Raw genomic sequence first — 11,374 nt, forward strand, 5'->3', positions numbered from 1 at the left:
CGCGCTGCCGGGCCCCGGCGACCGGCGCCGACGGGGCGTACGGGACCCGTGCGGCGCGTGCGGCTGCCGCCACCGGAACGCGCCCCGCCGTACGGCTGGGAGGATGGGGGCGTGACTGGAACGCTGGTACTTGCAGGGACGCCCATCGGCGATGTCGCGGACGCGCCGCCGCGGCTCGCCGCCGAACTGGCGGCGGCCGAGGTGATCGCCGCCGAGGACACCCGGCGGCTGCGCCGCCTGACCCAGGCGCTCGGCGTGCACACGACCGGCCGCGTCGTGTCGTACTTCGAGGGCAACGAGGCCGCCCGCACCCCCGAGCTGGCCGACGCCCTCGAAGGCGGCGCCCGCGTCCTGCTCGTCACCGACGCCGGCATGCCCTCCGTCTCCGACCCCGGCTACCGCCTGGTCGCCGCCGCCGTCGAGCGCGGCATCAAGGTCACCGCGGTGCCCGGCCCCAGCGCGGTGCTCACCGCGCTCGCCGTCTCCGGCCTGCCCGTGGACCGGTTCTGCTTCGAGGGTTTCCTGCCCCGCAAGCCCGGTGAACGCCGCTCCCGGCTGCGCGAGGTGGCCGACGAACGCCGCACCCTCGTCTACTTCGAGGCCCCGCACCGCCTCGACGACACCCTCGCCGCCATGAGCGAGATCCTCGGCGCGGACCGCCGCGGCGCGGTCTGCCGCGAGCTGACCAAGACGTACGAGGAGGTCCGGCGCGGGCCGCTGGCGGAGCTGGCCGCGTGGGCGGCGGACGGCGTACGCGGCGAGATCACCATCGTCGTCGAGGGCGCCCCCGAGACCGGCCCGCAGGACCTCGGCCCGGACGAGCTCGTCCGTCGCGTACAGGTCAGGGAGGAGGCGGGGGAGCGCCGCAAGGAGGCCATCGCCGCCGTCGCCGCGGAGACCGGGCTGCCCAAGCGCGAGGTGTTCGATGCCGTCGTCGCGGCAAAGAATGCGGCGCGGACGGGACCGGCGGAAGGTAAATGACTAGCCTGGAAGGTAAAACGTGGGCCGCGCAGCGGGGGCTGAGTCTTTGCACCTCGCCAAATCTGCGCCAATAGCTGGAAGGCCCTGCTGCGCCACCGCCGGGAAAGGCGTCCACTGAGAGGTGGGACGTCCGTCCCCGGAGACCTTGTCCAGCGGGCAAGAGGAGCGGCTATGAGTGACATCGCGCGTACGCCGGGCATCACCACCGGCGCCCACCCCACCCCCCGGACCGACCCCCCGGCACACGAGGCCTACGCCTTCGCGTGCATGAGCTGCGGCTACGGCTGGGAGCAGTCGTACGAGATAAGGCACCACGTCGACGCGGACGGGCGCGTGCACTGTGTCTACCACGCCGACGGCGAGCGCGTGCCTTCCCCCCTGACCCGGCCCACCTGCCTGAACTGCGGCGGCCACGTCGTCCGCATCATGCGGGCCGGACAGGTCTCGATGATCTCCAGGGCGATGGCCGGTCTGTACGAACAGCCCTCGGCGGGCGCCGCCGAGGGCAACGCGGGCGCGGCCGCGGGCACCGTGCCGCAGCAGGGCGACACCACCGGCGACGGCGCCACCGCCGACGGTCACCGCGAGCGCCACCACTGGCACCTGGCCGACCTGCTGCACCCCTTCCAGCACCACCGCAGGTGAGGAGACGGCCGCGGTCGTGCGGGGACGGGCCTCCTGGAGGCGTGGCGTTCACCCGTCCCTCGTAGGATCGCGGCCATGAGCAGTACGACCAAGGACACGCCGCCGCCGCTGCCCGAACCGCTTCGGGTGCCGGTCGCCGACTCGCACACCCACCTGGACATGCAGGCGGGCTCGGTGCAGGACGCCCTCGCCAAGGCCGCCTCGGTGGGCGTGACCACCGTCGTCCAGGTGGGCTGCGACGTGAACGGCTCGCGCTGGGCCGCGGAGACCGCCGCCGCGTACGAGGCCGTGCACGCGACGGTCGCACTGCACCCGAACGAGGCGCCGCGCATCGTCCTGGGCGACCCCGAGGGATGGTCGCGGCAAGGGGCCCGCGCACCGGGCGGCGACGCCGCGCTCGACGCCGCGCTCGCCGAGATCGACGCCCTGGCGGCCCTCCCGCACGTCCGCGGCGTCGGCGAGACCGGACTGGACCACTTCCGCACCGGCCCCGACGGCATGGCCGCCCAGCAGTACTCCTTCCGCGCCCACATCGAGATCGCCAAGCGGCACGGCAAGGCCCTGGTCATCCACGACCGCGAGGCCCACGACGACGTGTTGCGGATCCTGCGCGAAGAGGGCGCGCCGGACACCGTCGTCTTCCACTGCTACTCGGGCGACGCCGAGATGGCGAAGATCTGCGCCCAGGCCGGTTACTTCATGTCCTTCGCGGGCAACGTCACCTTCAAGAACGCCCGGTCGCTGCGCGACGCGCTCGCCGTCGCCCCGCCCGAACTGGTGCTCGTCGAGACCGACGCGCCCTTCCTCACCCCCGCCCCGTACCGCGGACGGCCTAACGCCCCCTATCTCATTCCGGTCACGCTGCGGGCCATGGCCGAGGTCACGGGGATGACGGAGGACGCGCTGGCCACCGCCGTGGCCGCGAACACGGCGCGCGCCTTCGGCCACTGAGCGGCACCCGGACGCGGGCGCGGCACAATAGCGCGACGACACTGCGTAGCGGGTCCGCTTTGGAGAGTCACCGGCGCTCCGCTACATTCCGGCCCGAGAACCCGGATCCGTGGCACGTGGAGCGTCGTGACTCATTCGCAGGGCAGCCACCACGTCGCGCACGGCGGACACGGACCGAGCACCGAGCCGCCGCGTGACGCAGCCGTCGAGACCTCCGACCCGTACGGGAGGTACGCGACACACGGCGAGTACGGGGGGTACGGGGCCCACAGCGCGTACGGCGAGTACGCGGCCCATGGGGCCTACGGGGCCTACGGCGCCTACGGCCCGTACGCCGCCTCCGACCGGCCCGAGCCCGCCCGGGACAGCGGCGCCGGATACGGCCCGGCCCCGGCGTACCCGTACCCGGCACGCGAGACCGACGACGCCCGGCAGCCGCAGGAAACGCCGGGCGGACCCGCCGACCCCGGTGAGAACGAGCCCTGGGAGCCATCCGCGCCCGCCGCCCCTCAGACGCCCGGACGCGTGCCCCACCAGGGACCGCTGGTGCCGCTGCGCGACGACCTCGCCGGCGTCCCCGCCCCCCGCGCCGGCGGCCGGGCCGCCGCCCGCCGGGCCTCCCGCGGCACCGCGCACCGCCGCGGCATGACCGGCCGGCTGGGCGCGGTGGACCGCCGCGGCGCCGACGGCACCGAAACCCGCCGCCGCCTGCTCCCGCAGGCCCTCGTCGTGGCCTTCCTCGCCGGCGGCACCTCCGCGTTCATCGCCCACGACAAGGCCGTCCGCATCGACGTCGACGGCGAACCCCGCACCCTGCACACCTTCGCCGCCGACGTCGGCGACCTGCTCGCCGACGAAGACGTCGAGGTCGGCGCGCACGACCTCGTCGAACCCGCCGCCGACGCCGCGCTGACCAGCGGCGACGAGATCGTCGTCCGCTACGGACGGCCGGTCCGCCTCACCCTCGACGGCGAGCGCCGCCAGGTCTGGACGACCGCCGAGACCGTCGGCGGGGCTCTGCGCCAGCTCGGCGTACGCGCCGAAGGCGCCCACCTGTCCGCCGACCCCGGCCGCCGCATCGGCCGCAACGGCCTCGACCTCGACGTCCGCACCGAACGCAGCGTCACCTTCGTCGCCGACGGCCGCGAACACACCGTCCGCACCAACGCCGCCACCGTCAGCGAGGCGCTCGACCAGGCGGGCATCGTGCTGCGCGGCGAGGACACCACCTCCGTCGCGCCCGAGTCCTTCCCGCGCGACGGACAGACCGTCTCCGTCCTGCGGATCACCGGCGCCGAGAAGGTCCGCGAGGTGACCATCCCGTTCGAGACGGTCAAGAAGGCCGACCCGACGCTCTTCAAGGGCACCGAGACGGTGGTCCGCCAGGGCCGGCCCGGCATCCGCCGCCTCACCTACGAGGTACGCACCGTCAACGGCGTCCAGCAGCGGCCGAGAAAGGTCGGCTCCGAGGTCGTCCGCGAACCGCGCGACCGGATCGTGCACATCGGCACCAAGCCGATGCCGGTACGGGTCTCCGGCGCCGACCACCTGAACTGGGGCGCGCTCGCCCAGTGCGAGGCGGGCGGACGCCCCGACGCGGTCGACGCGTCCGGCACCTACGGCGGCCTCTACCAGTTCGACACCGGCACCTGGCGCGGTCTCGGCGGCAGCGGACGCCCCCAGGACGCCCCGGCCGGGGAACAGACCTACCGCGCCAAGAAGCTCTACATCAGCCGGGGGGCGAGCCCATGGCCGGTCTGCGGGCGCAGGCTGCACGACTGAGCAGGCCCCGGCGGCGGGGCGCGGCGGGCGTCGTCGTCGGCCCCGGGCCGGCGCGCCGTAAGCTGCACGGGTGAGCAACAGCAGCCCCACCGACGAGCCCGGCCCCCTCCTGGGCGCCGCCGACATCCGCGAACTGGCCACCGCGCTGGGCGTACGCCCCACCAAGCAGCGCGGCCAGAACTTCGTCATCGACGCCAACACCGTCCGCCGCATCGTGCGCACCGCCGGGGTCCGGCCGGACGACGTCGTCGTCGAGGTCGGCCCCGGGCTCGGGTCGCTGACCCTGGCGCTGCTGGAAGCCGCCGACCGGGTCACCGCCGTCGAGATCGACGACGTACTGGCCGCCGCGCTGCCCGCCACCGTCGAGGCCCGGCTGCCCGCCCGCGCCGACCGCTTCGCGCTCGTGCACAGCGACGCCATGCTCGTCCGGGACCTGCCGGGCCCCGCGCCCACCGCGCTGGTCGCCAACCTCCCGTACAACGTCGCCGTGCCCGTCCTGCTGCACATGCTCGCGACGTTCCCCACCATCGACCGCACCCTGGTCATGGTCCAGTCCGAGGTCGCCGACCGGCTCGCGGCCCGGCCCGGCAACAAGGTGTACGGCGTGCCGTCGGTCAAGGCCAACTGGTACGCCGAGGTCAAGCGGGCCGGCGCGATCGGGCGCAACGTGTTCTGGCCCGCGCCCAACGTCGACTCCGGCCTGGTCTCGCTGGTCCGCCGCGAGAAGCCGGTCGAGACCACCGCCAGCCGCGACCAGGTCTTCGCCGCCGTCGACGCGGCGTTCGCCCAGCGCCGCAAGACGCTGCGCGCGGCGCTGGCCGGGTGGGCCGGGTCCGCCGCCGCCGCCGAGGCCGCCCTCGTCGCCGCGGGCGTCTCGCCGCAGGCGCGCGGCGAGGCACTGACCGTCGAGGAGTTCGCCCGCATCGCCGAGCACCGGCCCGACCGTGAGGGGAGCGCCGCGTGACCGGCCGGCCCGCCGTCACCGTACGGGTACCCGCCAAGGTCAACGTCCAGCTCGCCGTCGGCGGCGCGCGCCCGGACGGCTTCCACGACCTGGCCAACGTCTTCCTGGCCGTCGGCCTGTACGACGAGGTCACCGCGGCGCCCGCCGAGTCGCTCCGCGTCACCGCGACCGGACCGGACACCGACCGCGTCCCCCTCGACCGCACGAACCTGGCCGCCCGCGCCGCGGAACTCCTCGCCGCGCGGCGCGGCATCGCGCCCGATGTGCACCTCCACATCGCCAAGGACATTCCCGTCGCGGGCGGCATGGCCGGCGGCAGCGCGGACGCGGCGGGCGCGCTGGTGGCGTGCGACGCGCTGTGGGGCACCGGGGCCTCGCGCGAGGAGCTGCTGGAAATCTGTGCCGAGCTGGGCAGCGATGTGCCGTTCTCGCTGGTGGGCGGTGCGGCGCTGGGGCGCGGACGGGGGGAGCTGCTGACGCCGCTGGAGGTGGGCGGTACGTTCCACTGGGTCTTCGCGGTGGCCGACGGCGGGCTGTCCACACCGGCCGTCTACGCCGAGTTCGACCGGCTCACGGAGGGGGTGGACGTGCCGGCTCCCGAGGCGTCTCCGGCGCTGCTCGACGCTCTGCGCGCCGGGGACGCGGTGGCTCTGGGTGCGGCCCTCTCCAATGATCTCCAGCCTGCGGCTCTCTCCCTGCGGCCGTCGCTGGCCGCCACACTCGCGGCGGGGGGTGCCGCGGGGGCGTTGGCGGGGCTGGTTTCCGGGTCGGGGCCCACTACGGCGTTTCTTGTCGAGGATGTTGAGGCGGCTGGTGCTGTGGCCGATGCCCTGGTGGGCTCTGGGACGTGTCGGGGGGTGCGGGTGGCTGCGGGGGCGGTTCCGGGGGCTGTGGTCGTTTAGGGGGCGGTGTGGGGGGGGGCGTGTGGGGGGGCGCGTCTTGCGCGGTTGGTCCGGTGGTGGGGGGGCTCGGGGCTCCGCAGGGGCCACTCTCCCCCAGCCTCCGGCCGGGGGTACCCCCACGGCACCCTTGAGGCGACGTGAGGTCATCCGTGAACCCTGGCGCCGGGCTGCCTGCGGGGAGACCCCTGCGTGGCCCCGAGCCCCGGCCGGTGGGCGGCTTTCCCGGCGTCGTGGTTGAGGCCGTTCGCACGACTAGGCTGTCGGGAGGACCCGACCGATGGAGTGAAGAGTGGCCGCCAACCTCGTCAATCTGGAAGCCGTGGGCAAGGTGTACGGGACCCGTGCGCTGCTCGACGGTGTTTCCCTGGGTGTCAATGAGGGGGACCGGATCGGTGTCGTGGGGCGTAACGGCGACGGCAAGACGACCCTGATCCGGATTCTCGCGAAGCTGGAGGATGCCGACAACGGGCGGGTGACGCACAACAGCGGGCTGCGGCTCGGTGTGCTGACGCAGCACGATTCGCTGGATCCGGCCGCGACCGTGCGCCATGAGGTGATCGGTGATCTCGCGGATCACGAGTGGCGGGGCAACGCGAAGATCCGGGACGTGCTGACCGGGCTGTTCGGCGGGCTGGACCTGCCGGGGCTGGGGCAGGGCCTGGACACGGTGATCGGGCCGCTGTCGGGTGGTGAGCGCCGCCGTATCGCGCTGGCGAAGCTGCTGATCGCCGAGCAGGACCTGATCGTGCTGGACGAGCCGACGAACCACCTGGACGTGGAGGGGATCTCGTGGCTCGCGGGGCATCTGCGGGCGCGGCGGTCGGCGCTGGTGTGCGTGACGCACGACCGGTGGTTCCTGGACCAGGTGTGTACGCGGATGTGGGACGTGCAGCGTGGGGACGTCCACGAGTACGAGGGTGGGTACAGCGACTACGTCTTCGCTCGTGCCGAGCGGGAGCGGATCGCGGCCAGTGAAGAGGCCAAGCGGCAGAATTTGATGCGCAAGGAGCTGGCCTGGCTGCGGCGGGGTGCTCCGGCGCGTACGAGCAAGCCGCGGTTCCGTATCGAGGCGGCCAATGAGCTGATCGCGGACGTGCCGCCGCCGCGGGACACCGCCGAGCTGATGAAGTTCGCCAACTCGCGGCTGGGCAAGACGGTCTTCGAGCTGGCGGATGTGACGGTGCAGGCCGGGCCGAAGGTCCTGCTGAAGCACCTGACGTGGCAGCTCGGGCCGGGGGACCGGATCGGGCTGGTGGGGGTGAACGGGGCCGGCAAGACCTCGTTGCTGCGCGCGCTGGCCGAGGCGGCGCGTACGGAGGGTGAGGCGCAGCCGGCGGCGGGGAAGATCGTGGTCGGCCGGACCGTGAAGCTGGCCTATCTGTCGCAGGAGGTCACGGAGCTGGACCCGGCGCTGCGGGTGCTGGAGGCCGTGCAGCGGGTGCGGGAGCGGGTGGATCTCGGCAAGGGCCGGGAGATGACCGCGGGGCAGTTGTGCGAGAAGTTCGGGTTCACCAAGGAGAAGCAGTGGACGCCGGTCGGTGACCTGTCCGGTGGCGAGCGGCGGCGGTTGCAGATCCTGCGGCTGCTGATGGACGAGCCGAACGTGCTGTTCCTGGACGAGCCGACCAACGATCTCGATATCGAGACGCTGACGCAGCTAGAGGACCTGCTGGACGGCTGGGCCGGGTCGCTGGTGGTCATCAGCCACGACCGGTACTTCGTCGAGCGGACCACGGACCGGGTGTTCGCGCTGCTGGGTGACGCGACGCTGCGGATGCTGCCGCGCGGTCTGGACGAGTACCTGGAGCGGCGGCAGCAGGTGATCGACGCGGCGGCGCCCGCGCCGGGTCCGGCCGAGGCCGCGCCGAAGCAGAAGCCGGCCGCGGTGACGCGGGCGGCGCAGAAGGAGCTGCAGAAGATCGAGCGGCAGCTCGACCGGATCGGCGAGAAGGAGGCGAAGCTGCACGCGCGGATCGCGGAGCACGCGACGGACTTCGAGAAGGTGGCGGGGCTGGACGCCGAGCTGCGCGGGCTGGCGGGGGAGCGGGAGGAGCTGGAGATGCGGTGGCTGGAGTTGGCGGAGGACGCGTAGGGGTCCGGCCGTCACTGCCGGAGACGACCGCAAGCGATCGTCTCCGGGGCCCCTTCTGTCACATTCGGCCAAGAAGCTGGGTGTAACTAACCCCGATTGGCCGGGATTTCAGCGTTGCGGCAGGCTTCTTCCCCTGAGGGGGCGCGCAATGTCGAACAAGCGTGTAGCTTCCGGGGGCAAGGGGCCTGGCGGGGGCCGGGGGGCTGGGCTCGCCGGGGAATTGGGGGGTTGCTGCAATGGGCGTGCGGCTGATGGTGGTCGACGATCACCGACTGCTCGCCGAGGCACTCGCCTCGGCCTTGAAACTGCGCGGGCACCGCGTGCTCGCGGCGGCCGCCCCGAGCGCCGGGGCGGCGGATCTGGTGGTGAGCCGGGCACCCGAAGTGTGCCTGCTGGGCACGGCGTCCCCGGCCGAACCGGGCGCCTTCGACCCGGTCGTACGGATCAAGAAGGAGCGGCCGCAGGTCGCGGTGGTGGTGCTCGGGCCGGTGCCCAATCCGCGCGGGATCGCGGCCGCCTTCGCCGCGGGCGCCTCCGGTTACGTACGGCACGACGAGCGCATCGAGGGCGTGGAACGCGCCATGATGAAGGCGCGGGCGGGCGAGGCGGCGATCGCGCCGCAGTTGCTCCAGCAAGCCTTCGAGGAACTGCTGCATCCGGCCGCGCAGCCCGACGACGAGGGCGCCCGGCTGCTCCAGATGCTCACCCCGCGCGAGGTGGAGGTGCTGGTGCGGGTCGCGGAGGGCGAGGACACCCGGTTGATCGCGGCGGGGATGGGCATCGCGCCGAGCACCGCCCGTACGCATGTGCAGCGGGTCCTGATGAAGCTGGGCGTGGGCTCGCGGCTGGAGGCGGCGGCGCTGGCGGCCCGTACGGGGCTGCTGGACCGGGCGGCGACGCGGGGTGCGGGGGCGCGCGAGGCGGCGGGGGCCGAGGCGGTCCCGCCGCCGTGACGGGCGCCGGTCAGTCGGTGTCGTCCCGGAGGGCCGCCAGGTCCTCGGCGGTCGGCGGGACGGCCGGGCGGAGCTTGAGCCAGGCCAGGAAGAACAGGCCGAGGAGCAGCATGCCCAGGCCCGTCCAGAGGTTGATGTTGATGCCCTCGGCCTTTTTCAGGTCCGCCTCGGTGGCGGCGCATCCGGCGATCATGACGATGACGCCGTAGAGCGTGAACAGGCCGCCGATGATGAGCCGGATGTCGAAGAGCCGGGCGGCCGTCGCCGACCTGCGTTCGAGCTCGACCTCGTGCTGGTAGTCACTCATGGTGCTGTTTCCTTCGGCAGGTGCGGGCGTCAGAAGGAGTACGGGAGGTAGCAGAGCGCGGCGATGACGACCGCGCCCCAGCCGAGCAGGGCCGGCTTGCGGTACCAGGCGTCGTCGCCCTCGGCGGGCGGCTCCGCCAGGCCGGGGGACCTGGTGCCGTAGACCAGGCCGGCGAGTTCCGCGGCGGGCTTGGGCTCGGTGAACAGGGTGACACCGACCATCACCACGGCGCCGACGACGAAGGCGACGATCGCGGAGACGAAGTTGGCGCCCTGGTCGGTGGGGATCGCGATGATGCCCTGCTTGTAGATCCAGAAGTAGTTGACCATCGCTGCGGTGGTGCCCGCGACCAGGCCCCAGACCCCGGACTTCATGGAGGCCCGCTTCCAGAACATGCCGATGATGAAGACCACGAACATCGGCACGTTGAAGAAGGAGAACAGCGTCTGGAGGTAGCCCATGATGTTGCTGAAGCTGGCGGCCAGGAAGGCCGTACCGATGCTGCACAGCACGCCGATGGCGGTGATCAGCCGGCCGAACCGCAGGTAGTAGCGGTCCTCGCGGCCGGTCTTCACGTACTTCGCCCAGATGTCGGAGGTGAAGACGGTGTTGAACGACGAGACGTTGGCGGCCATGCCCGCCATGAAGGCGGCCAGCAGACCGGTGACCGCGACACCCAGGACACCGTTGGGCAGCAGGTCCTGCATCAGCAGCGGGATCGCGTCGTTGTACGTCAGGCCGGAGCCCTCGGTGCCGATGCGCGGCGCGACGACGGCGGCGACCAGGCCGGGAATCATCACCAGGAAGACGATGAAGATCTTCGGGAAGGCGGCGATCAGCGGGGTCCGCTGCGCGGCGGAGAGGTTCTTGGCGGACAGGGCGCGCTGCACCTCGGCGAAGTTGGTGGTCCAGTAGCCGAAGGAGAGCACGAAGCCCAGGCCGAGGACGATCGTCAGCCAGTTGGCGCCGAGCGCGTTGGCCTCGCCGATGCCGGTGCCGTCCCAGGCCGTCAGAAAGCTGTGGCCGTGGCTCTTCTCCAGCGACGCGGTCAGCCCGTCCCAGCCGCCGACCCGCTTGAGGCCGATGACGCAGATCGGGATGAGTGCGGCCAGGATGACGAAGAACTGCAGCACCTCGTTGTAGATCGCCGAGGACAGGCCGCCGACGGTGATGTACGCGAGCACGAACAGGCCGGCGACGACGATGGCCACCCACTGCGGCCAGCCCAGCAGCGCCTCGACGACGATCGACAGGGCGTAGAGGTTGACGCCCGCGATCAGGATGGCGGCGAAGGCGAACAGCACCGAGCTGAGCAGGTGCGCCGACCTGTCGAAGCGCTGGAGCAGGAACTCCGGTACGGAGCGGACCCGCGAGCCGTAGTAGAACGGCATCATCACCAGGCCGAGGAACACCATGGCGGGGATGGCGCCGATCCAGTACCAGTGCACGACGGCGACGCCGTACTGCGCGCCGGTGGCGGCCATGCCGAGGATCTCGGTGGCGCCCAGGTTGGCGGCGACGAAGGCCAGGCCGGTGACCCAGGCGGGCAGCGACCGCCCGGACAGGAAGAAGTCCAGGCTGGTCCGCACGCTGCGCCGGGCGGCGAAGCCGATGCCGAGGACGACGACGAAGTAGAGGGCCAGAATCGCGTAGTCGAGCCCGTTGGTGGGCAGCCGTAGCCCTGCGGCCAAGGTGATCATGGGAGCACTCACTTCTCTGTGCGTGATGAACGCACAGGAACCTACGCGCGGTCCTTCAGAAACTGAAGACTTTTGTTCGTTCTCGTGGCCCCATCGT

General features: G+C 72.6%; 10 protein-coding genes. 8 read left to right on the forward strand and 2 right to left on the reverse strand.

The window, feature by feature from the left end; all coding sequences use genetic code 11:
* Positions 1-111: 111 nt before the first annotated feature.
* From rsmI to ACH4EB_RS15970, 8 genes are all read left to right on the forward strand, one after another.
* Positions 112-981, forward strand: a complete 870-nt coding sequence (rsmI, locus tag ACH4EB_RS15935; RefSeq protein ID WP_398348035.1) for a 16S rRNA (cytidine(1402)-2'-O)-methyltransferase — start codon at positions 112-114, stop codon at positions 979-981.
* Between the two features lie 171 nt (positions 982-1,152).
* Positions 1,153-1,626, forward strand: a complete 474-nt coding sequence (locus ACH4EB_RS15940; RefSeq protein ID WP_398348036.1) for a hypothetical protein — start codon at positions 1,153-1,155, stop codon at positions 1,624-1,626.
* A 75-nt stretch (positions 1,627-1,701) separates the two neighbouring features.
* Positions 1,702-2,577, forward strand: coding sequence for a TatD family hydrolase (locus ACH4EB_RS15945; RefSeq protein ID WP_398348037.1), 876 nt, complete (start codon positions 1,702-1,704; stop codon positions 2,575-2,577).
* A 126-nt stretch (positions 2,578-2,703) separates the two neighbouring features.
* Complete coding sequence (locus ACH4EB_RS15950) at positions 2,704-4,359, forward strand: ubiquitin-like domain-containing protein (RefSeq protein WP_398348038.1); 1,656 nt, start codon at positions 2,704-2,706, stop codon at positions 4,357-4,359.
* A 70-nt stretch (positions 4,360-4,429) separates the two neighbouring features.
* Positions 4,430-5,323 carry a 16S rRNA (adenine(1518)-N(6)/adenine(1519)-N(6))-dimethyltransferase RsmA gene (gene rsmA, locus ACH4EB_RS15955; protein ID WP_398348039.1) on the forward strand — a complete coding sequence of 298 codons (894 nt, stop codon included), beginning with the start codon at positions 4,430-4,432 and terminating at the stop codon, positions 5,321-5,323.
* On the forward strand, positions 5,320-6,225 hold the full coding sequence (locus ACH4EB_RS15960) for a 4-(cytidine 5'-diphospho)-2-C-methyl-D-erythritol kinase (RefSeq protein ID WP_398348040.1): 906 nt from the start codon (positions 5,320-5,322) through the stop codon (positions 6,223-6,225). The genes rsmA and ACH4EB_RS15960 overlap by 4 nt, the downstream gene beginning before the upstream one ends.
* A 289-nt stretch (positions 6,226-6,514) precedes the next feature.
* Positions 6,515-8,317, forward strand: coding sequence for an ABC-F family ATP-binding cassette domain-containing protein (locus ACH4EB_RS15965; protein WP_398348041.1), 1,803 nt, complete (start codon positions 6,515-6,517; stop codon positions 8,315-8,317).
* 236 nt (positions 8,318-8,553) lie between these two features.
* Positions 8,554-9,270, forward strand: a complete 717-nt coding sequence (locus tag ACH4EB_RS15970; RefSeq protein ID WP_398348042.1) for a LuxR C-terminal-related transcriptional regulator — start codon at positions 8,554-8,556, stop codon at positions 9,268-9,270.
* 10 nt (positions 9,271-9,280) lie between these two features.
* On the opposite strand, the gene ACH4EB_RS15975 is transcribed toward ACH4EB_RS15970, so the two are convergent.
* Both ACH4EB_RS15975 and ACH4EB_RS15980 read right to left on the reverse strand, forming a co-directional pair.
* Positions 9,281-9,577 carry a hypothetical protein gene (locus ACH4EB_RS15975; RefSeq protein WP_398348043.1) on the reverse strand — a complete coding sequence of 99 codons (297 nt, stop codon included), beginning with the start codon at positions 9,575-9,577 and terminating at the stop codon, positions 9,281-9,283.
* Positions 9,578-9,606: 29 nt separating this feature from the next.
* On the reverse strand, positions 9,607-11,277 hold the full coding sequence (locus ACH4EB_RS15980) for a sodium:solute symporter family protein (protein WP_398348044.1): 1,671 nt from the start codon (positions 11,275-11,277) through the stop codon (positions 9,607-9,609).
* Positions 11,278-11,374 lie beyond the last annotated feature (97 nt).

It is taken from the genome of Streptomyces sp. NPDC018045, assembly GCF_044327445.1.
In the GTDB taxonomy this organism is placed as follows: Bacteria; Actinomycetota; Actinomycetes; order Streptomycetales; family Streptomycetaceae; genus Streptomyces.